Source organism: Sphingomonas sp. CFBP 13733, from assembly GCF_014841795.1.
Lineage (GTDB): Bacteria > Pseudomonadota > Alphaproteobacteria > Sphingomonadales > Sphingomonadaceae > Sphingomonas > Sphingomonas aerolata.
Genome location: NZ_JACYUP010000003.1, coordinates 701,470 through 721,677, shown reverse-complemented (window position 1 = coordinate 721,677; position 20,208 = coordinate 701,470). Strand labels below are relative to the sequence as shown.

General features: G+C 68.2%; 21 protein-coding genes. 20 read left to right on the top strand and 1 reads right to left on the bottom strand.

The window, feature by feature from the left end; all coding sequences use genetic code 11:
- Positions 1-2: 2 nt before the first annotated feature.
- Both flhA and IFT71_RS11965 read left to right on the top strand, forming a co-directional pair.
- A complete protein-coding gene (gene flhA, locus IFT71_RS11970) occupies positions 3-2,063 on the top strand; it encodes a flagellar biosynthesis protein FlhA (protein ID WP_192141013.1) in 2,061 nt (686 codons plus the stop codon).
- Positions 2,060-2,839, top strand: a complete 780-nt coding sequence (locus IFT71_RS11965) for a FliA/WhiG family RNA polymerase sigma factor (RefSeq protein ID WP_192141011.1) — start codon at positions 2,060-2,062, stop codon at positions 2,837-2,839. Before flhA ends, IFT71_RS11965 begins: the two co-directional genes overlap by 4 nt.
- Before the next feature lie 285 nt (positions 2,840-3,124).
- Here IFT71_RS11965 and IFT71_RS11960 read toward each other — a convergent pair whose 3' ends face one another.
- A complete protein-coding gene (locus IFT71_RS11960; RefSeq protein ID WP_107931241.1) occupies positions 3,125-3,946 on the bottom strand; it encodes a flagellin N-terminal helical domain-containing protein in 822 nt (273 codons plus the stop codon).
- Between the two features lie 243 nt (positions 3,947-4,189).
- On the opposite strand from IFT71_RS11960, the gene IFT71_RS11955 reads away from it, so the two are divergent.
- The 18 genes from IFT71_RS11955 (at position 4,190) to IFT71_RS11870 (ending at position 20,206) form a co-directional block, all read left to right on the top strand.
- The gene (locus tag IFT71_RS11955) at positions 4,190-5,506 is read left to right on the top strand and encodes a sigma-54 interaction domain-containing protein (protein WP_192141009.1); all 1,317 of its coding nucleotides are present in this window, start codon (positions 4,190-4,192) and stop codon (positions 5,504-5,506) included.
- A complete protein-coding gene (gene fliE / locus IFT71_RS11950; protein WP_037530804.1) occupies positions 5,503-5,865 on the top strand; it encodes a flagellar hook-basal body complex protein FliE in 363 nt (120 codons plus the stop codon). Before IFT71_RS11955 ends, fliE begins: the two co-directional genes overlap by 4 nt.
- A 4-nt stretch (positions 5,866-5,869) precedes the next feature.
- A complete protein-coding gene (fliF, locus tag IFT71_RS11945) occupies positions 5,870-7,561 on the top strand; it encodes a flagellar basal-body MS-ring/collar protein FliF (protein WP_192141007.1) in 1,692 nt (563 codons plus the stop codon).
- The gene (fliG, locus tag IFT71_RS11940; protein WP_192141005.1) at positions 7,561-8,565 is read left to right on the top strand and encodes a flagellar motor switch protein FliG; all 1,005 of its coding nucleotides are present in this window, start codon (positions 7,561-7,563) and stop codon (positions 8,563-8,565) included. Before fliF ends, fliG begins: the two co-directional genes overlap by 1 nt.
- Complete coding sequence (locus tag IFT71_RS11935) at positions 8,558-9,352, top strand: FliH/SctL family protein (protein WP_192141003.1); 795 nt, start codon at positions 8,558-8,560, stop codon at positions 9,350-9,352. Before fliG ends, IFT71_RS11935 begins: the two co-directional genes overlap by 8 nt.
- Positions 9,353-10,678, top strand: a complete 1,326-nt coding sequence (locus tag IFT71_RS11930; RefSeq protein WP_192099143.1) for a FliI/YscN family ATPase — start codon at positions 9,353-9,355, stop codon at positions 10,676-10,678.
- Entirely contained in the window at positions 10,671-11,096 is a 426-nt protein-coding gene (locus IFT71_RS11925; protein WP_342212643.1) for a hypothetical protein, read from the top strand. Before IFT71_RS11930 ends, IFT71_RS11925 begins: the two co-directional genes overlap by 8 nt.
- Before the next feature lie 34 nt (positions 11,097-11,130).
- Positions 11,131-12,897 carry a flagellar hook-length control protein FliK gene (locus IFT71_RS21725; RefSeq protein ID WP_192140998.1) on the top strand — a complete coding sequence of 589 codons (1,767 nt, stop codon included), beginning with the start codon at positions 11,131-11,133 and terminating at the stop codon, positions 12,895-12,897.
- A gap of 17 nt (positions 12,898-12,914) precedes the next feature.
- On the top strand, positions 12,915-13,541 hold the full coding sequence (locus tag IFT71_RS11915; RefSeq protein ID WP_192140996.1) for a flagellar basal body-associated FliL family protein: 627 nt from the start codon (positions 12,915-12,917) through the stop codon (positions 13,539-13,541).
- A 3-nt stretch (positions 13,542-13,544) separates the two neighbouring features.
- Entirely contained in the window at positions 13,545-14,495 is a 951-nt protein-coding gene (locus tag IFT71_RS11910) for a flagellar motor switch protein FliM (RefSeq protein WP_031441299.1), read from the top strand.
- A complete protein-coding gene (gene fliN, locus IFT71_RS11905; RefSeq protein WP_031394024.1) occupies positions 14,492-14,794 on the top strand; it encodes a flagellar motor switch protein FliN in 303 nt (100 codons plus the stop codon). Before IFT71_RS11910 ends, fliN begins: the two co-directional genes overlap by 4 nt.
- 4 nt (positions 14,795-14,798) lie before the next feature.
- A complete protein-coding gene (locus IFT71_RS11900) occupies positions 14,799-15,053 on the top strand; it encodes a flagellar biosynthetic protein FliO (protein ID WP_031394023.1) in 255 nt (84 codons plus the stop codon).
- Positions 15,050-15,925 (top strand): flagellar type III secretion system pore protein FliP, encoded by an 876-nt coding sequence (gene fliP / locus IFT71_RS11895; protein WP_192140994.1) that lies wholly within the window; start codon positions 15,050-15,052, stop codon positions 15,923-15,925. Before IFT71_RS11900 ends, fliP begins: the two co-directional genes overlap by 4 nt.
- A 136-nt stretch (positions 15,926-16,061) precedes the next feature.
- Entirely contained in the window at positions 16,062-16,331 is a 270-nt protein-coding gene (gene fliQ, locus IFT71_RS11890) for a flagellar biosynthesis protein FliQ (protein WP_031395965.1), read from the top strand.
- Positions 16,332-16,335: 4 nt separating this feature from the next.
- A complete protein-coding gene (gene fliR / locus IFT71_RS11885; RefSeq protein WP_192140992.1) occupies positions 16,336-17,109 on the top strand; it encodes a flagellar biosynthetic protein FliR in 774 nt (257 codons plus the stop codon).
- Positions 17,109-18,248, top strand: a complete 1,140-nt coding sequence (gene flhB / locus IFT71_RS11880) for a flagellar type III secretion system protein FlhB (RefSeq protein WP_037528692.1) — start codon at positions 17,109-17,111, stop codon at positions 18,246-18,248. Before fliR ends, flhB begins: the two co-directional genes overlap by 1 nt.
- A 51-nt stretch (positions 18,249-18,299) precedes the next feature.
- Positions 18,300-19,814, top strand: coding sequence for a flagellar filament capping protein FliD (gene fliD, locus IFT71_RS11875; RefSeq protein WP_192140990.1), 1,515 nt, complete (start codon positions 18,300-18,302; stop codon positions 19,812-19,814).
- Positions 19,814-20,206 (top strand): flagellar export chaperone FliS, encoded by a 393-nt coding sequence (locus tag IFT71_RS11870; RefSeq protein ID WP_037528697.1) that lies wholly within the window; start codon positions 19,814-19,816, stop codon positions 20,204-20,206. Before fliD ends, IFT71_RS11870 begins: the two co-directional genes overlap by 1 nt.
- Positions 20,207-20,208: the final 2 nt, after the last annotated feature.

Below are 20,208 nucleotides of genomic sequence, written 5' to 3'. Positions count from 1 at the left end.
CCATGAACCGCCTGCTCTCCAACGCCCGTGCATCGGTCCTGCCGCTCGCGATCCTGATGCTTGTGCTCGTCATGGTCGTGCCGATCCCGGCATTCATGCTAGACATCTTCTTCGTCGCGAACATCGCGATCAGCCTTGCCGTGCTGATGGTCGCCTTGAACGCGCAGAAGCCGCTCGACTTCTCCGCCTTCCCGACCGTGCTGCTGTTCGCCACGCTGTTCCGCCTCGGCCTCAACGTCGCCTCGACGCGCATCGTGCTCGTCCACGGCCATGAGGGCGAGAGCGCAGCGGGTCACGTCATCGAGGCGTTCGGCACCTTCCTGATCGGCGGCGACTACGTCGTCGGCATCTTCGTCTTCGCGATCCTGATGATCATCAACATGATCGTCGTCACCAAGGGTGCGGGCCGCGTCTCCGAAGTCAGCGCGCGCTTCACGCTCGACGCGCTGCCCGGCAAGCAGATGGCGATCGACGCCGACCTGAACGCCGGCCTGATTACCCCCGACGAGGCGAAGGCGCGCCGTATCGAGGTGTCGACCGAGGCCGATTTCTACGGCTCGATGGATGGCTCGTCGAAGTTCGTGAAGGGCGACGCGGTCGCTGCCATGCTGATCCTCGCCGCCAACATCATCGGCGGGCTGATCCTGGGGCCAGTCAGCCACGGCATGTCGATCGCCGACGCCGCACACAACTACATCCTGCTCGCGATCGGCGACGCGCTCGTCGCGCAGCTGCCCTCGCTGATGCTGTCGATCGCCGCGGCGTCGATCGTCACGCGCGTCACCTCGGACAAGGATCTCGCCGGCCAGATCGGCGGACAGTTCGGTAGCCCCCGCACCTGGACGCCGGTCGCGGTCATCCTCGCGCTGCTCGGCGTCCTGCCCGGCATGCCGCACATGGTGATCCTGCCCGCCGCCGCGATCGCCGGGTTCGCCGCGTGGAAGCTGCGCCAGATCGAGCGCCGCCCCGCCCCCGTCGTCATCGCCCCCGTCGAGGCGATCGACCAGTCGAAGATCGGCTGGGACGAAGTCACCGACGGCATGCAGGTCAATCTCGACATTGGCTACGGCCTCGTGTCGCTGGTCGACGACCGCCGCGGATCGCCGCTGATGGGCCGCATCACCGGTGTCCGCCGCCAGCTGTCGAAGGAACTGGGCTTCGTCGTGCCGCAGGTCCGCGTCCGCGACGACATCAACCTTGCCCCCTATGTCTACCGCATCATCGTCAACGGCGTCGTCGTCGGCGAGGACACCGTGTCGCCCGACGACATGCTCGCGCTCGACACCGGACAGGCGTTCGGCTCGCTGATCGGCAAGATCACCAAGGATCCGACTTTCGGGCTCGACGCGACCTGGATCTCGACCGCGGACGCGGATGCGGCGACCGGCGCGGGCTATCTCGTCGTCGATCCCGGCACCGTGGTCGCGACGCATCTCAATCACCTGCTCGGCCAGACCGCGTCCGATCTGCTCGGCCCCGACGAGGTCCAGGCGCTGCTCGACGGGCTGAAGGAGCGGGCGGCACAACTCGTCACCGCGCTCGCGCCGATCCCGATCACCACGTTGACCCAAGTCCTGAAGGGCCTACTCGCCGAGAACATCCCGCTGAAGGAATTCCGCAGCATCGCCGCCGCGATCGCGGTCGCCGCCCAGCGCAGCCAGGATGCCGAGGAGATCATCGAACTGATCCGCCCGCGTCTCGGCGCGCTGATCATCCAGAAGCTGTGCGGGATGCGGGAGCCGCTCCGCGTGATGACGCTCGAGGGGCATCTCGAAGGGCTGCTCGGCCAGGCGATGCGCGCCGACCAGTCGCGCCGCCACGTCATCGAACCCGATCTCGGCCGCCGCATCGTCGAAGCGCTGCAAAATGCCGCGCAGCCGCTGATCGCCGAGGCCAAGCCGTTCGCACTCGTCGTCCAGCCCGCGATCCGCCTCGCGATCCGCAAGCTGGTCCGGACCTGCCTGCCTGATACCCCGGTCATGTCGTTCTTCGAAGTGCCTGAGGACAAGGCGGTCGAGGTCGTCGCGGTCATCGGCGCACCGCAGCAGGCACTGGCCGCATGAGCGCCGAACCGATGGCCGCGGCGTTCGACAAGGCCCGCCCCGCGCGCGCCGATGAAATCCCGACGGGGCCCCTCACCTATCGTCCCCAGCAACGCCCCGGCGGCGACCCCGACCAGCTCGTCAAACAGCATCTCGCCATGGTCCGCCGGATCGCTTGGCATGTCCACGGCAGCATGAGCAGCATCGTCGAGGTCGAGGATCTGGTGCAGGTCGGGCTCGTCGCGCTGGTCGAGGCCGCGGCCGGGTTCGAGGAGCGTGGTACGCCGTTCAAGGCCTATGTCGCGACCCGCCTGCGTGGCGCGATGATCGACGAACTGCGCCGTCAGGCGACGACGACGCGCGGTGCGATGCGCCGTCGCCGCCAATATGCCGACGCCATTTCCACGCTCACCGCCCAAACGGGCAAGTCCCCCGGAGACGCCATGATCGCCCAGCATATCGGCGTCAGCATCGACAAGCTGCGCAGCGACTATGTGACCGCGGACGCGATCCGGTTCGATTCGATCGACGAGGTCTATGCCGACGACATGCCGTGGTTCGCCGACGACACCCCCGACGCGTTCGAACAGCTCGCCGACAGCGACCTGCGCGACACGCTGATCGCCGCGATCACCGCACTGCCCGAGCGCGAGGCGCAGGTGATCCAGCTCTATTATGTCGAGGAAATGAACCTCGAGGAAATCGGCGCGGTCTTCGACATCGGCGCCGCCCGCGTCTGCCAGATCAAGGCGTCCGCGCACGCGAAACTGAAACGCGCGCTCGCCCGCAAGGTCTGACCTACCCATCATCCTCCCCCTGGCGGGGGAGGATAGAGCGTATGAACGTTGCGGATGATGTGTTGCCCGCGAATCATTCCGCTGCCGCGCGGATGCGCGCCGCCTCTCCGATCGCCATTGCGAAATAGCGCACGCCAACCCTCGCGCGAGCCGACCCGCCGCCATCCCAACGCACAAAACCCCGGCGGCCATGAGGCCACCGGGGTCCATTGCGCCCCGTTACTGGGGGGCGATCCGACTGGCGCCGACACCCATAAGGGGGGCGGTGCCGGCGCCGGGATCGGATTACTGAAGCAGCTTCAGAACGCCCTGCTGGCTCTGGTTCGCCTGGCTCAGCATCGCGGTCGACGCCTGGCTCAGGATCTGTGCCTTGGCGAGCGCCTGCGTCTCGGCCGAGAAGTCAGCGTCCTCGATACGGCTGCGAGCGTCCGACAGGTTGGTCACGTTCGACGTCGTATTGTTCACCGACGACTGCAACTGGCTCTGCGCGGCACCAAGGCCGGCGCGAACCGAGTTAAGCGTCTTCAGATTACCGTCGAGTACAGTCAGGGCCGCATTTGCCTTGGTGCCGTCCGCGTCGGAGATGTCGACCGTCAGCGTTGCAAAGTCCGTCAGGTCGTCGACGACGAGGTTGACGGTGTCAGCCGCGTTTGCTCCGGTCTGGATCTTGGTCGTCGCGCCAGCGCCAGCCGTACCGAACAATGCGACACCGTTAAACTTCGTATCGGTCACGATTTTGCCGACCTGCGTGGTCAGGTTGTCGACTTCGATCTGCATGTTTGTACGGTCGTCTGCACTATACGTGCCCGAGGCAGCCTGGGTTGCTAATTCGCGGACGCGCTGGACCATGTTAGTGACTTCTGCGAGCGCGCCATCGGCGGTCTGCGCCATGGCGATACCGTCATTAGCGTTGCGGATGCCTTGGTTCATGCCCTTGATCTGCGAGGTCATTGACGTCGAAATCGCCATGCCAGCGGCGTCGTCCTTGGCCGAATTGATGCGCTTGCCGGTCGACAGACGCTCCATCGCCGTCGACAGCGCCGAATTGGCGGTGGTCGAAGCGTTGGCGGCGCGCAGCGAGGCTACGTTGGTCCCGATAACAGTCATGATTAAACTCCATTTTGCCGGCTACCCCGCCGCCCCCGTGGCGAAGGACCGAGCCGTCAGGATGGGTAACGGCCGGCCTGCGCCGGGCTTTAGGGAAAAAAATCCGCCCCTCGCGCACCGGCGTGGCGCGCTCCCGTACACGCGCGCGCGAACGCGCCCGGAAATAGTTTGCCGCGACGCGGCACGATTTAACCGCGCCTTTACCCTCAAGGCCGCATTCCCGAATCGTCACAGGGGGACTTCATGCGCTCGATCTTTCCATCCGCTGCCGTCACGGCGCGCAAATATGCGCTCGTCTCGTCCCTGCGTGCGCAGGGCTTCGGGATCGGATCGCTCGACACCGCACAGCCGGGCGCGAACGACCTGTTCCTCGTCGCCGAGGGCGAGGCCGTCGCCTACCCCGCGCGCACCGTCGTGATCGGTTCGGAAGGCCGCAGCGTCACCCCGTCGCGCAACGGCGCGCCCGCGCGGATCGGCTTTGCCGCCGAGGATACCGCGGTCGGCAACGGCTTTGCCCGCGCGCTGATCGGCGGGCCCGACATGCCGACCGCCGCCGACCCCGAATCGCTCGCACTGCTCGCACTGGCCGAGCGCGTTGCCGCTGCCGACATCACCGTGCTGATCAACGGCCCGACCGGCACCGGCAAGGAAGTGCTGGCCCGCGCGATCCACAATGGTTCGCCGCGCAAGGCCGGCCCGTTCATCGCGATCAACTGCGCCGCCCTCCCCGAGTCGATGCTCGAGGCGATGCTGTTCGGGCATCAGAAGGGTGCGTTCACCGGCGCGTCGTCGGGCGGCGAAGGCTTTTTCCGCGCCGCGAACGGCGGCACGATCCTGCTCGACGAGATTGCCGAGATGCCGCTGACGCTCCAAGCCAAGCTGCTCCGCGTTCTGCAGGAGCGCGAGGTCGTGCCGCTCGGCGCGACCGTGCCGCAGCCGATCGACGTCCGCGTCATCGCCTGCGCCAACCGCGACCTGCAGGGCGAGGTCGCCGCAGGCCGGTTCCGCGCCGATCTCTATTACCGGCTCGCGGTGTTCCCGCTGACCACCAAGTCGCTCGCCGAGCGGCCGCAGGATATCCCTGCGCTCGCCGCGACGATGATCCTGCGTCATGCCGGCAACCGCAACGTCATCCCCTGGCCGTCGCGCGCGGCGATCGAGGCGCTGATGCTGCACGACTGGCCGGGCAATGTCCGCGAGCTCGAGAACGTGATCCAGCGCGCGCTGCTGTTCTGCGGCGGCGACACGATCGAGGCGAGCCATATCCTGTTCGATCGCCCGGTGACGATGACCTTCGCTCCGCGCCCCGCGCCGGTCGTCGCGCCCATCGCCGAACCGCTCGTGCCCGTTGCCGAGACGCCCGCCGAACCGCAGACCGACACGTTGGGCACCATCGTCCAGATGAGCGAATTCGCCGCGATCCGCGAGACGCTGAAAGCATGCGGCGGCAGCCGGATCGAGACCGCGCGCCGGCTCGGCATCTCGGAACGCACGCTGCGCTACCGCCTCGCCAAGGCGCGCGAACAGGGTGAGGACTTCGCCCGGGTGATGTCGGCATGAGCGGCGTGAGCGGAATCGGCGGCGGCGCGATGAGCGTCGACCGCGTCATGGCGCTGCGCTCGCAGATCCTCGAGCGCAACCAGGCACTCGCGCGTGCCAGCCAGACCGCCCCGACCATCGCGCCGACCGAGACGAAACCCGTCAGCTTTGGCGACACGATGGAAACCGCGCTGAAGAGCGTGAACGAGGGCCAGACCCAGGCCGCCAAGCTTAGCGAAAGCTATGAGCGCGGCGAGACCGTCGACATCGCCAAAGTGATGCTCGCGCGCCAGCAGGCGTCGGTCGGGTTCGAGGCGACGCTGCAGGTCCGCAACAAACTCCTGTCCGCCTACAAGGACATCATGAGCATGCCGGTGTAATGATATGAGCACTGCCCTCATCCCCGCTTCGTCGGCCAATGGCCTCCCCGAGAAATTCGCCAACCCGCTCAAACAGATAGAGTCCGCCTTCGCGCAGCCCGCGGTACGCCGCTCGCTGCCGATGGTGCTGATGATCGGCCTGATCGCCGCCGCCGCGCTCGCGTGGATGACGCTGTCCTCGCCGACGCAGAAAACGCTGTTCAACAACCTGCCCGATGCCGACAAGGCCGCGGTCACCTCCGCGCTGACGACCGCAAACATCAAGAGCCGGATCGACGATTCGACGGGCTCACTGACGGTTGCCGAGGAGGATTATTCGCGCGCGCGGATGCTGCTCGCCGGCCAGGGCCTGCCCAAGGCGGCACCCGGTGGTTACGCGATCCTCGACCAGCTGCCGATGGGCGTCAGCCGCGCGGTGGAAGGCGAACGCCTGCGCCAGGCGCGCGAATCCGAACTCGCCCGGTCGATCGAGGAAATCGACGCGGTCGCCGACGCGCGCGTGCATCTCGCGACGCCCGAAGCCTCGGTGTTCGTCCGCGACAATGCCGCGCCCTCGGCCTCGGTGATCCTGAAGCTGCAGGGCGGCCGGTCGCTCAGCGACGCACAGGTCGCCTCGATCATCAACCTCGTCGCGTCGTCGGTACCGGGCATGAAGCCCGATTCGGTGACGATCGTCGACCAGATGGGCGCGCTGCTGACCAAGCCCGGCGGCGTCGACGGCGTCGGTGCGGCGGGCGACAAGCGGATCGAGATCCAGCGTCGCGTCGAGGACAAGTACCGCACCCAGCTGATTCAGCTGCTGACCCCGCTGGTGGGGGCCGGCAACTTCACCGCCGAGGTCCAGGCCGACGTCAATCTCGACGAGACCCAGGCGACGCGCGAAAGCTATGACAAGCAGGGCGTTCTGCGCGCCGAGACGGGCAACTGGACCGGCAACCAGAAGGACGGCGCGGCGACACCGGGCGGCATCCCCGGCGCGCTCAGCAACACGCCGCCCGCCGCCAGCACGCTCCAGGCACCGCAGCCCGCGACCGGCAATCCCGGCATGCCGCAGCCCGTCGCCGGTGGCCCCGCCCCCGACGCAATGAAGCAGTCCGACCAGTATCAGCGCGCCTATGACCTGGGCCGCGAAGTGTCGGTGACCCGCGCCACCCCGGGCAGCGTCAAGCGCCTGTCGGTCGCGGTACTGCTCCGCGATCCCGACAAGACGCGCCGCACCGCGATGGAGATCAACCAGATCACCGACCTCGTAAAAAGCGCGGTCGGCTTCGACCAGACGCGCAACGACAATGTGACGGTGATCAGCCGCAAGTTCGCCGGCGCCGATGCCGCCGCCGATACCGGTCCCGCCTGGTACGACAATGCGTGGCTGCCGGTGCTGGCGCGCAACGGAACCGCGATCGTCATCGCGCTGCTCGTCCTGCTGCTCGGTGTTCGCCCGATCGCCAAGGCGCTGATGAAGAAGCGCGAGGACGCGACGCCGCGGCCCGCCTTCGGCCAGACGATCGAGGGTGCCGAGGGCGAGGATGCCGAGGCCCTGACCGGTCCGGTCGTCGTCCCCCCGGTCAGCCTCGACCAGCTCGAAAGTTCGCGCGGCTATGACGAGCGGGTCGGCGCGGTCCGCGGCTTCACCCGCGACAATCCGACCCGCGCCGCGCTCGCCGTGCGCGACATGATCAAGGCGGACGCACGCTGATGGAGGGCTTGCGCACCTATACCGGCGTGGAGCGTGCCGCCGTGCTGATGATGCTGGTGGGCGAGGACGAAGCCGCCGCGATCCTGCAGAAGCTCGACCCGGAGGAGGTCCGTCAACTTGGCGCGGCGATGTTCAAGGTCGCCGATGTCTCCGAGCAGGAGGTCGAGACGGTGCTCGACGATTTCGTCGACCGCGCACGCGAGCGCACGACGATCGGCTTCGACCCTCGTCCCAAGATCGAGGCGGTGATGAACCGCGCGCTCGGCCGCGAAAAGGCCGAGAGCGTCCTCGCACGGATCACCCCGGCCGAGGCGGCATGCGAACTCGAACTGCTCGACTGGCTCGATGCGAGCGAGATCGCCGCGATGATCGAGAAGGAGCATCCGCAGATCGCCGCGGTGCTGATCGCCAATCTCGACGCGTCAGTCGGCGGCCAAGTGCTCGAACTGATGCCCGATGCGGTCCAGCCCGATATCCTCCACCGCATCGCCCGGCTCGGGCCGATCACGCCCGAGGCAGTCGACACGCTGCGCACGTTGCTCGCCAATCGCACCGGCGCCGGATCGACCGGCCAGGGCGTGACGCTGGGCGGCACGCGCGAGGCAGCCAAGATCCTGTCCGGCGCGCGCAAGGCGACCGAGCAGCGCGTCATGCCCAAATTGTTCAAAATCGACCGCGACGTCGCCAAGGCGATCGAGGAGGCGATGTTCGTGTTCGACAACCTGCTCGAGCTCGACGACAAGAATCTGGGCACGCTGATCCGCAACGTCGATGGCGAGATCCTCACCAAGGCGCTCAAGGGCGTCGACGAGGCGGTGCGCAACCGCTTCCTCGGCTGCATGTCGGCGCGCGCCGCCGACGGCATTCGCGACGAGATGGAGTCGCGCGGACCGATGCGGCTCGCCGAGGTGCTCGAGGCGCAGAAGGCGATGATCGCGACCGCACGCGGGCTCGCCAAGGACGGCACGATCATGATGGGCGGAGGCGAGGACGATTATGTCTAAGTTTGTCGGGGCATCCGGTTTCGTCGCGGGTTTCGCCGCGCGCCACGACACCGCGGCGCAGCTGCTTGCGCACGCCTTCGCGCCGCCGATGGGGTTCGCGGCGGCCGATATCCGCGATCGTGTCGCCGCCGCGCCGCGCCGGGCGACCGGGTTCGCGCCGCAGGGCGCCGCACCCACACCGACGCCCACCCCGAGCGCACCGGCCACTGGGCCAAAGCATTTCAGTCCTGCCGACAAGGACAGCAATCCGACCGAGGGCTGGGATCCGCTCGACCCCGCCAGCGAGACCGAGAGTTTTCTCAATCCGCTCGCCGCCGCGCATGCCGCGGGCTATGCCGAGGGCCTCGCCGCCGCAGCCGCGGTGGCACAGGGGAATGCCGCGCGCGACCAGGCGCTGCTCGCCTCGCTCGCCGCCGCGCTCGCCACCGACCGGCTCGACCGCGACCGGGTCGCGACGCAGCTTCGTCAGACCGTCCTGCTGCTGGTCGGCAAGCTGGTCGGCGAGATCGGCATCTCGCCCGATCTGCTCGCCGGACGGATCGAATCCGCGACCGAACTGCTCGCCGATTCCGCCGAGGCCGCGTTGCTGCGCCTGCATCCCGACGACGTCGCGCTGATCGAAGGCACGCTGCCCAAGTCGATCTTTGCCGCCGGCGACCCCAATGTCGCCCGCGGCAGCTTCGTGCTCGAAAGCGCGTCGACGATCGTCGAGGACGGCCCTGCCATGTGGCTCGACCAGCTCGCCAGCGCGATCGATCGCGTCGCGGTGCCCGCGAAAGCCGCCTGAGTGCTGAACCGCTTCACCGCCGATTATCTCGAAACGCTCGCCAACGCCGATTTCGTCGCGGCCCCCAGGGTGTCGGGCCGGCTCGCCTCGTTCGACGGCCTCCTGATGGAGGCGGTCGGGCTGACCCTGCCCGTCGGCACCGTGTGCAAGGTCGGTGAGGGCAGCGCGAGCGTCGAGGCGGAGGTGATCGGCTTTCGCAACGGGCGCACGCTGATGATGAATCTCGGCGGTCCCGCTGCGCTCCTGCCGCGTGCGCCGGTCAAGCCGATCGGTCCTCCGGGAGAGGCCGAGGTCGGCGCCGCACTGCTCGGTCGCGTCGTCGACGGCGCGGGCAAGCCGATCGACGGCCTCGGTCCGATCCGCGGGGCCGGCCGCTGGCCGCTCGCGGGCAAGCTCCAGTCGCCACTCGACCGTGGCCGCGTGCTTCAGCCGATGGACGTGGGCGTACGCGCGATCAACGGCCTGCTGACGATCGGCCAGGGTCAGCGCGTCGGCATCATGGCGGGGTCGGGCGTCGGCAAGTCGGTGCTGCTCGGCATGATCGTCCGCGCCGCACAGGCCGACGTGATCGTCATCGGGCTGATCGGCGAACGCAGCCGCGAGGTCGCCGACTTTCTCGAGACCAAGGTCGCCGGTGCCGCCCGCGCGCGCTCGGTCGTCGTCGCGGTGCCCGCCAACCACTCGCCCGTCCTCCGCATCCGCGGCGCGCTGCGCGCCACCGCGATCGCCGAAGGGTTTCGCGACGAGGGCAAGAAGGTCCTGCTGATCATGGATTCGCTGACCCGCGTCGCGCATGCCGGCCGCGAGATCGGCCTCGCGCTCGGCGAACCCGCCTCCGCACGGGGCTATCCGCCATCCGCCATCGCGATGCTGCCGAACCTGATCGAGCGCGCTGGCGTCGACGTCCACACCGGCGGGTCGATCACCGCGATCTATACCGTGCTGGCGGACGGCGATGACGGCAACGACCCGGTCGTCGATTCGGCGCGCTCGATCCTCGACGGGCATATCGTGCTGAGCCGCCAGCTGGCCGAGCGCGGCGTCTATCCGGCGATCGACATCGGCCCCTCGGTCAGCCGCGTGATGACCGACATCGCCGACGCGCCGCATGTCAGGGCCGCGCGTGTGCTGCGCCGCAATCTGGCGACCTATGAGGAGAATCGCGACCTCGTGCTGATGGGCGCCTATCGTGCGGGTGCCGACCCGGCGATCGACAATGCGATCGCCTGCCACGGTGCGATCATGGAGTATATCCGCCAGGATTCGGACGAGAAGGTGTCGCTGGGCGATGCCGTTGCCGAGCTGGTCGGTGTCTTCGGTGGCTGACGCCCGCGCCAAGACGCTGGCACGGATCCACCGCGTCCGGACCTTGCAGCTCGGCCTGACCCGCGCCGACGAAGCCCGCGCGCACGACAAGGCCGCCAGCGAACAGGCGCTGTCCACCCGGATTTCCGGCCTGGCCGCCGCCGTCGCTCCCGTGGAACAGACGGCGGTCGCGGTCTCGCTGGGGGCGTCGGCGCATTACCGCGAACGCCTGCAACAGTCCGCCGACGCCGCGGTCGAGCGCGTCCGGTCGGCGGAATATCAGGTCGCGCGTGCCACCGATGCGACCCGCGCCGCTCAGCGCGACCAGAGCGCGGTCGAAAAACTCATCGCGCGTGCGCAGGCCGATGCAGTCATCCGTGAGCTGCGCGCGCTCGAGGAGGCACCGGCCTTCAGGAAAATCCGGCACGATCCTTGCTGAGTACGGGCTGACACCGCCCTATTCGAGAGATTGCATGATCCTGCCCGCGCTCGCCTCCCCTCCTGGCCTCGCCCTTACGGCCGCGCCACGCGTGGCGGGCGGTGAGTCCGCGGGTGATTTCGGCGGCACGCTGGCTGCGCTGCTCGACACCGGGCCGGTGGCCGACGTCGCACCGGCCGATATCACCGCCCGGCAACCGTCAGTCATCGGCGGCAAGCCCTTGCCGGATGCCGCCGCTCCGGCCGAAACACTGCCGTTCTGGTCGCCGGGTGTCGCCTTTGTCCAAGTGCCGTTCGCGGCAACAGCGGACATTAAAGCCGAGGTACCGGCGGCCGTAGCGGCGGCCGCGCTCACGCCCGTCGCATTGGGCACGTCCGCGCTCACGTTGGTGAAATCGCCGCTTGCGTCGTCGCTGGTCGGCGGGGGCGGCGAGGTGCCGATCGAAGGCCCGGACCCGACACCGGTCGAAAACCGGCTTCCGCCGCCGCCGGAGCGCGTCATCCGGATCGGCCTGCGCGGCGCCGAACGTCCGACCACGGCGAAACGTCCGCGCGATTCCGACGCCACCGACGACACACCGACAGAATACGCGACGATCCCGGGGGCAGCCCCGACCGCCGTGCCGGTCGTGACCGATGCCCCCCAAGCCCTGCCGCCCGCCGCACCGCAGGCGACGCTGCCCGAAGCTGGTATCGGCACGGCAACGTTGGCGGGAGACGCGTTCGCCAGGTCGAACATGCCCGGCGCGCGACAGGCTCCCCCTCTCTCGACGGTGCCAGAGCCGCTACCCGCCGCTGCGTTTGCGCGCGACGCCGGAAGGAAGCCTCCTGCCCTTCAGTCCGGGATCGCCACGCCAGCGACGGCGGATACGCCCGCCGTTGATGAGACGCCAAGCAGCAGCTCCCCGCCGACGCCTTCCGGCGCACGCCCGGCATTTGCCGCGGCTTCCGATTTCCAGGTCGCCGCCGCGATCCTGTCGGGCAACCGCCCGGTCGCGCTTCCCGACACCCCCAGCCTGCCAGCAGGGGAAGCGTTGCCGCCGGCCGCCGCTTTCAATGGCACGGTCATGCCCTCGCCAGCGCCGGGCACGCCGGCTCAGGCTCCGGCACTACCGCCCGCAGTTGCCGCAGACTCCGCCAGCACTGAAACACCGCCACCGCGATGGTCGTCACGCGACGGCGCACCACCCGTGACCCTCGTCGTGCAGCAGCCGCCCGCCGCCGCCACACAGCCGCAACCCGGCACCGTTGCCTCCGCCGCGCAGGTCTTCGGCGCCGCGATCCAGGCGGCGGCGCAGCGCCGTGACGAGCCCCGCCTACGGGACGACACGACGCTGCTCGCCCCGCTCACCGCCGCCGGCACCGTTCACGCGCTCGCCCCGACCACGGACGCACAAGCGCCGCTCGACATGCGCCAGGACCGCTGGCCAGCTGCGATGATTGAGCGAATCGACATCCTGCGCGATGCGGCCAACGCGACCGATACGCGGATCCGCCTGATCCCCGATGCGCTCGGCACGATCGACGTCTCGGTCCGCAAGTACGGTGATACGCTGCATGTGCATTTCGCCGCCGAACAGGCCGCCACGCGCAGCCTGTTGCAGGAAGCGCAGCCGCGGCTGGCCGAACTCGCCGATGCCCGCGGGCTGAAGCTGTCGCAGGGCAACGTCGATACCGGAGGCGGCCAGCAGCAGCAGCAGCAGCGCGCTGCGACGCCGCACCAGCCTTCGGCGCCTGCGCGCGCCCGCGCCGGAATCGCGACCGCCGCCGATACCGATCCCACCGACACCCGACTCGCCTGACCCGAAGGACTGCGTAGATGAGCGACAAGAGCGAAGCCCCCATGCCCAAGAAGAAGGGGAAGATGGGCAAGATGATTATCGGCGGCGTAGCGCTGCTCGTCCTGGTGGGCGGCGGCGTCGGGGCTGGCGTCTATGCCTCGAGCGCGGGGCTGATCGGCGGCGGCCATGCCGCGGCCGATGACGGCAAGCCCAAGCTCATTCCGAAAAGCGAGCAGAAGTCCGCCGGGGCCGAAGGGGACGGCGAAGGCGGCGGACATGGCGGCGGCGAGGATGCCGCACCCGAGAATCACGGCATGGCGCCGCCTGCGGGCGAGGGCGGCGACCGCTATGCGTCGACCTATTATGCGCTGGAGAAGGAATTTACCGCCAACCTCCAGGACAGCGCGCATTTCATCCAGGTCGGCGTCGCCGTCTCGACGCCCTATGACAACAGCGTCATCGACCATCTCAAGACCAACGAGATCGCGGTCCGCTCCGCGATCCTGATGGCGCTCGGCGAGGCGACCGAAGACGAGGTGTTTACCGCGCAAGGCAAGCGCAAATTGCAGGGCGAACTGGCCAAGGCCATCAACGCTACGCTCAAGCAGAAGGAAGGTTTCGGGGGGATCGGTAACGTTTACTTTACCAGTTTCGTCGTTCAGTGAGGCATGGTTAACGCCCCCCCAGACACGACGATGCGCGAGCGGCGCGAGCGCGATCGTCCCCAGGCGGCCCATTCGGGCATGCTGGGGTCGGCCAAGCTCAATCCCTTCGGCGACCTGCACACGCTGCAGCATCTGTCCGCCCGGTTCGCGCGGACGCTGCGCGGCGTGTTCGAGCCGATGCTGCGCCAGGAAGTGCGCAGCTGGGCCGAGCCGCTCGTCGTCCAGCGCTTTGCCGATTACCGGGCGGAGCGCGGCGACGGGCTGATCGCCTGGCTGCCGATGGTGATGACGCCGGGCGCCGCGCAGGCGCTGTGCGTGATGGACGGGCGGTTCATCCTCGAGCTGCTCGACCTGTTCTTCGGCGGGACGGGCGCGGTGCCACCGGTGCTGCCAGCCGAATTCTCGCCCGCGGGCGAAGCGATGATCGCGCGGATCGGCCAGCTGATCGCGACCCCGCTCAAGACCGCGTGGGAGCCGATGGCACGGTTCGAGTTCCAGCCGACCCGTGTCGAGGTGAACCCGGCGATGATCGCCGAGCTCGACGGCGAGGATGCGATGATCGTCACCCGCTTCGGGCTGGCGACGGGGGCGGGCAAGCCGGTCTTTCTCGACCTCGTCTACCCGGTCACCGCACTCAAGCCGCACGCCCCGTCGCTCACCACCAAGGTGCTCGGCAAGACCGCCGAGCCCGATCCGGCCTGGCGCAACGAGCTGACGCGCGCGGCGATGAACATCCGCTTCCCGATCCGCTCGGTGCTCGCCGAACCCGTCGTGTCGCTGCAGATGCTGATGGACCTGAAACCCGGCGACGTGATCCCGATCACGATCTCGGGCGACGTCCCCGTGATGGTCGGCAACGACCGGCTCGGCTGCGGTACGGTCGGCACGTCCAACGGCTTCGCCGCCATCCAGCTCACCTCCATTACCCGTATCGACGAAGGATTCGCAGCATGACCGACATGGCCGGTACTTTTCCGGTCGACGCCGCCGTGGCCGCCAATTTCAGGCTGCTGCAGGACGTCGACGTCAAGCTGACCGTCGAGATCGGCTCGACCAGCCTCACGCTGCGCGAACTGCTCGCGCTGAGCGAGAGCAGCGTGATCGAGCTCGACCGCCAGGCCAACGAGCTGCTCGACGTGTTCGTCAACGGCACGCTGATCGGTCGTGGCGAGGTCGTCACCGTCGGGGAGCGGTTCGGGGTGCGGATGACCGAGCTGGTCAGCCCCGACAAGTCGCTCGCGGCGCGCGGCTGATCCGATGCTCTGGTCCTATATCCTGAAACTCGTCATCCTGCTGCCGCTCGTCTGCGGGCTGATGGTCGGCTGTCTGCTGCTGTGGCGCAAGTTTGAGAGCCGGATGCCCGGCAAGCCCACGTCGCGGCTGATCGGCGTCAAGGAAACGATGATGATCTCGCCGGGCCTGCGCCTCGCGGTGATCGATTTCGAGGGCCGGCGGCTGCTCGTCTCGGTCGGTCGCGGCGGCGTGCACCTGATCGACAAGGTCGACGCATGAGCCTGATCGTTACGCGCAAGGGGTCGGGCCCGGCGCTGATTACCGCTGTAGAGGCCAGGACGCAGTCGCGTGGCGCTGCGTGGCTGTGGGTCGGCCTCGCGCTGCTGGTCGCCCTGTTCCTCGCCATGCCCGCCTTCGCGCAGGCCGTCCCCGCCCCTGCCAGCCCCGCGGTCGGCGACGCGGTCGACCGCGCGCTCGGCCAGCTCGGCGGCCAGGCGGCGGGCAATACCGGGCAGAGCGGCTCGCTGTCGCTGTCGCTGCAGGTCCTCATCATCATGGGGCTGCTCACGGTCCTACCGGGCATCCTGCTGATGATGACCAGCTTCACGCGGATCATCATCGTGCTCGCGATCCTGCGCCAGGCGCTCGGTTTGCAGCAGACGCCGCCCAACCAAGTGCTGCTCGGCCTATCGCTGTTCCTCAGCTTCTTCATCATGGCGCCGACGATCACCCAGATCAACACGACCGCGATCCAGCCCTATGCCGCGGGCCAGCTCGCCGGCACGCAGATGATCACCACCGCGGGCGTCCCGCTCCACGCGTTCATGGTCAAGCAGACGCGGATCAAGGACGTCACGATGTTTGCCGAAATGGCGAAGTCGGGCCCCTATGCGTCGCCGCGCGACATCCCCTTCTCGGTGCTCCTCCCGGCGTTCGTCACCAGCGAGCTCAAGACCGCGTTCCAGATCGGCTTCCTGATCTTCCTGCCGTTCATCGTCATCGATCTCGTCGTCGCGACCGTGCTGATGTCGCTCGGCATGGCGATGCTGTCACCGACGATCATCTCGATGCCGTTCAAGCTGCTGCTGTTCGTGCTCGTCGACGGCTGGGCGCTGACAATGGGCAGCCTCGCCAACTCGTTCGCGACCTGACGAGATGGATGCGCCCACCCTCCCGTTCGTGCTGAGCGCAGTCGAAGCACATGAGTCCCAGGCCCTTCGACGTCCCCCCGAACGCCTGCCTTGCAGGCAGTCGATGGGCTCAGGGCGAACGGAAGCATTATAAGCCATGGACGCGCAATATTTCCTGACCATCGCCAACCAGACGATGTGGGTGCTGGCGCTCGCCAGCGCGCCGATCCTGATCCCGGCGCTGCTGGCGGGGCTGATCCTCGGCATGATCCAGGCGGCGACGTCGATCAACGAACAGACGCTGTCGTTCGTGCCGAAGCTGCTCGTCGTCGCGGTATCGATCATGATCTTCGGCAGCCTGATCCTCGGGCTGCTGAGCGACTTCACCGTCAGCATCTTCGAACGCATCCCCGATCTGGTGAAATAGGCAGGTGCTCGGCTTCGGCCTCTCAATCGAGCCGCAGCTCTGGGCACTGATCTTCGTCATGGTGCGGATCGGCGCGACGTTCATCGCCGCGCCGGTGTTCGGCAACGTGTCGGTGCCCGTCACGGTGCGCGTCACGCTGTCGGGCGCGATCGGTTTCCTCGTGCTCGCCGCGCACCCGGTCCAGCCGCCACAGCAGATCTTCGCGACGGCGACCGTGCTCGCGGTCGCCGCTGAGGCGCTGGTCGGGCTCGCGCTCGGCTTCGTGCTGCAGATCGCGTTCGCCGCGCCGGTGATCGCCGCCGAGATCATCGGCGGGTCGATGGGCCTCGGCTTCGCCTCGTCGGTCGATCCGCAGAACGGCCGGTCGAGCCCCGCGCTCGGCCAGTTCTTCTCGATCATGCTGACCTTGCTGTTCCTGTCGATGGACGGCCACCTCGTGCTCGTCGAGATGCTCGTCAAAAGCTATGATGTGATGCCGCCCGGCGCTGCATGGCTCGGCGTCGACCGGTTGCGCGGCATCGCGTTCTTCGGCGGCTATGCGTTTCTCGCCGGGCTGCTGCTCGCGCTGCCGGTCGGCTTCCTGCTGCTGTGCCTCAACATCGTCGTCGGCATGATCAGCCGCGCAGCACCCGCGCTCAACCTTTTCTCGGTCGGCCTGCCCGCGAGCCTCGCGGTCGGCGTCGTCGCGCTCGCGGCCGGCTTCCCGGCGATGGGCGACTATATGGTCGTGATTATCCACGAAGGCCTCGAAGCCACACAGAGCCTGGTGCTCGGCTGATGGCGGACGAATTCGGCGAAAAGACAGAAGCCCCGACCGACAAGCGCAAGAAGGATGCGGTCGAGAAGGGCGACATCCTCCGCTCGCGCGACTTCGCGACCGCGCTCAGCATGCTCGCGGGCGTCGCCTGGTTGATCTATGCCGGCCCCTCGCTGATCGCCGCGTGCAAGGCGGTGATGGCGTCGAGCTTCCAGTTCGGGCGCGCGGACGTCGAGGATTTCTCGCCCTGGCGCCCGCTCCAGGAAGCGGGGTGGAAGCTTGCGCCCTCGCTCGTCACCCTGTTCGTGGTCAGCCTGGTCGCCGCAGTGCTCAGCCAGGCGGGGCTCGGCTCGCTCGGCTTCAACGGCAAGCTGCTCGCGCCCAAGTTCACCCGCATCAACCCCGCCTCGGGTCTCAAGCGGATCTTCGGCCCGACCGGCTGGATCGAGCTCGGCAAGTCGCTGCTGAAGGTCGCGCTGCTCGGCACGATCGGCGGCTGGATGCTGTGGCAGGCATCGCACACGACGATGGGGCTCGCTTCGTCCGCCGATCTCAACCAGGCGCTGACGACGCTCGGCGGGACCTTCTCGTCGATCCTGATCGCGATGGCATTCGGGCTCGTCGCGATCGCCGGGATCGACGTGCCGATCCAGATCATCCGCCGCCTCGGCAAGATGCGCATGTCGAAACAGGAGGTGAAGGACGAGCACAAGGACAATGAGGGCAATGCCGAGGCCAAGGGTCAGCAGCGTGCCAAGATGCGCGCGATGGCCAGCGGAAATATGCGCAAGGCGGTCGGCGAGGCGCACGTCATCCTGACCAACCCGACGCATTTCGCGGTCGCGCTGCGCTATGATCGCGGCAAGGACCAGGTGCCCGTCGTCGTCGCCAAGGGCCGCGGCGCGACCGCGCTGGCGATCCGCGAACTCGCCGCGGAGACCCGCGTACCCGTGCTCGAATATCCGCTGCTCGCGCGCGCCGTCTATTATACGAGCAAGGAGAACCAGGAGGTTCGCGATGACCTGTACATGGCGATCGCGACCGTCCTCGCCTTCGTCTTCGGGCTGAACGCGGCGGCGGGCGGCACGCCGATGCCGCAGCCCGCGATCACCGTGCCGGTCGATGCGCGGTTCGACGAAAACGGCGTGAAACTTCCCTAAAGATCCGGCGGCCGCGGTCGTTATTCCATTCGAGCGCGCAAGGATTCCGGCATGGCAATTTCGACGACGAGCAGCACCGCGACGCCGACCCCGGCGGCCACGCCGACGCCGACCGCGGCGAGCGTGACGAAGAACGCGGCGCAGTCGCTGCTGACCTCGCTCAATGCCGGCTCGGGGATCGACACGGCAAGCCTGGTGCCCTCGCTGGTCGAGGCGCAGTTCGCGGCCAAGACCGCGCAGCTGACCGCCAAGTCGAAGACGATCACCACGCAGATCTCGGGGCTCGCAACGCTCAAGAGCGCGATCTCAGGCTTCTCGACCGCCTATGCCGCGCTGGTGAAGGGCGGCACGCTGACCAGCCAGCCGACCAGCTCCAACACCGCCGCGCTCGGCGTCAGCGCGCTGGCGGGCGCGAAGGTCTCGGGGCTGTCGTCGACCATCTCGGTCAACCAGCTCGCCGCCGCGCAGACCATCCGCACCACCGCCGCGGTCGCCGATCGCACCGCGGTGATCGGCTCGGGCAGCTTCACGCTCAACTTCGGCACCGCCACCTATGACGCGGCAGGCATCAAGATGACCGGCTTCACCGCAGGCGGTGGCACCGCGGTGACGATCGACGTCACCGACGCCAGCCTCGACGGGATCGCCGCGGCGATCAACGCGAAGGGCGCAGGCATCACCGCCTCGGTCGTGACCGATTCGAACGGCAGCGCCTATCTGTCGATGAAGGGCGCGACCGGCGCGTCGCAGGCGTTCACGATGACGGCGACGACGGACACGAGCAGCAAGCTGGCCGCCTATAATGTCGGTCCCGGCGCGACCAACACCAGCGTCACTGCGGCTGCACAGAATGCCAAGCTGACCGTCGACGGGATCGCGGTCGAGCGCGCGAGCAACACGATCAACAACTTGGTGACGGGCGTCAAACTGCAGCTCAACGCGGTGTCGACCGGCCCGGTCACGCTGGGCAGCACGACGCCGACCAGCGCGCTGTCGCAGGCGGTATCCGACGTCGTCGAGACCTATAACCAGGTCATGGCGACGCTCACCGAGCAGACCGACCCGGTGACCGGCGTGCTGCGCGCGGACCCGGCGGCAAAGACGCTGTTGTCGTCGCTCAAGGCGCTGACGCTGGCGCCGCTGTCGGGCGACACCGGTGGCGGCAGCCCGACGACGCTCGCGCAGATCGGCGTCGCGACCAATCGTGACGGCACGTTGCGCGTCGATGCCGCCGCGCTGTCGAACGCGATGTTGACCAATTCGACCGCGATCGAGACGATGCTGAACGGCTCGGCGGACGGCAAGACCGGGCTTGGCGCGGTGCTGAACGCGATCACGACCAGCGCGACCAACACGACGGTCGGGCTCGGCGCCTCGCAGACGCGCTACACCGCGGCACAGTCCGCGATCGCCGATGCCGAGGCCAAGATCGCGGATCAGTCCGCGGCGATGACCACCCGCCTGACGCAGCAATTCTCGAGCATGAATTCGCGCGTGTCGTCGTACAAGTCGATCCAGAGCTTCCTCACCAACCAGATCGCCGCCTGGAACAAGAGCGACTCGTGATGTACGCAACCACCCTCACGCGCGACCCGTTCGCCACCTATCGCCAGATCGACGCGGTCGGTCGGACCACGACCGACGGCCCGGGCCTCGTCCAGCTGCTCTACAAGGAACTCGTCGCGGCGCTGCGTGCCGCCGCCTGGGCCTCCGACAACCGCCAATATGCGACCAAGAGCGACCGCGTGACCCGCGCGACCGCGATCCTGTTCGCGCTCGAGGCGGGGCTCGATTTCGACCGCGGCGGCGCGGTGTCGGAAACGCTCGCGCGGCTCTATGCAGGCGCGCGCCGGACGATCGTCGATGCCTCGGTCGGCCAGGACGGCTCGGTCTTCCGCACCACCGCGGACACGCTCGACGAGATCGCTCAGGCCTGGCGCACCGCCAGCGCGGCCTGAGC

Excerpts from the sequence above, each read along its gene's own strand:
- IFT71_RS11960 (WP_107931241.1), bottom strand. The coding sequence starts at position 3,946 with ATGACTGTTATCGGGACCAACGTAGCCTCGCTGCGCGCCGCCAACGCT.
- IFT71_RS11910 (WP_031441299.1), top strand. The coding sequence starts at position 13,545 with ATGGTTAACGCCCCCCCAGACACGACGATGCGCGAGCGGCGCGAGCGC.
- flhA (WP_192141013.1), top strand. The coding sequence starts at position 3 with ATGAACCGCCTGCTCTCCAACGCCCGTGCATCGGTCCTGCCGCTCGCG.
- flhB (WP_037528692.1), top strand. The coding sequence starts at position 17,109 with ATGGCGGACGAATTCGGCGAAAAGACAGAAGCCCCGACCGACAAGCGC.
- IFT71_RS11935 (WP_192141003.1), top strand. The coding sequence starts at position 8,558 with ATGTCTAAGTTTGTCGGGGCATCCGGTTTCGTCGCGGGTTTCGCCGCG.
- IFT71_RS11900 (WP_031394023.1), top strand. The coding sequence starts at position 14,799 with ATGCTCTGGTCCTATATCCTGAAACTCGTCATCCTGCTGCCGCTCGTC.
- fliG (WP_192141005.1), top strand. The coding sequence starts at position 7,561 with ATGGAGGGCTTGCGCACCTATACCGGCGTGGAGCGTGCCGCCGTGCTG.
- fliN (WP_031394024.1), top strand. The coding sequence starts at position 14,492 with ATGACCGACATGGCCGGTACTTTTCCGGTCGACGCCGCCGTGGCCGCC.
- fliQ (WP_031395965.1), top strand. The coding sequence starts at position 16,062 with ATGGACGCGCAATATTTCCTGACCATCGCCAACCAGACGATGTGGGTG.
- fliD (WP_192140990.1), top strand. The coding sequence starts at position 18,300 with ATGGCAATTTCGACGACGAGCAGCACCGCGACGCCGACCCCGGCGGCC.
- fliE (WP_037530804.1), top strand. The coding sequence starts at position 5,503 with ATGAGCGGCGTGAGCGGAATCGGCGGCGGCGCGATGAGCGTCGACCGC.
- IFT71_RS11955 (WP_192141009.1), top strand. The coding sequence starts at position 4,190 with ATGCGCTCGATCTTTCCATCCGCTGCCGTCACGGCGCGCAAATATGCG.
- fliF (WP_192141007.1), top strand. The coding sequence starts at position 5,870 with ATGAGCACTGCCCTCATCCCCGCTTCGTCGGCCAATGGCCTCCCCGAG.
- IFT71_RS11870 (WP_037528697.1), top strand. The coding sequence starts at position 19,814 with ATGTACGCAACCACCCTCACGCGCGACCCGTTCGCCACCTATCGCCAG.
- IFT71_RS11965 (WP_192141011.1), top strand. The coding sequence starts at position 2,060 with ATGAGCGCCGAACCGATGGCCGCGGCGTTCGACAAGGCCCGCCCCGCG.
- IFT71_RS21725 (WP_192140998.1), top strand. The coding sequence starts at position 11,131 with ATGATCCTGCCCGCGCTCGCCTCCCCTCCTGGCCTCGCCCTTACGGCC.
- IFT71_RS11915 (WP_192140996.1), top strand. The coding sequence starts at position 12,915 with ATGAGCGACAAGAGCGAAGCCCCCATGCCCAAGAAGAAGGGGAAGATG.
- fliP (WP_192140994.1), top strand. The coding sequence starts at position 15,050 with ATGAGCCTGATCGTTACGCGCAAGGGGTCGGGCCCGGCGCTGATTACC.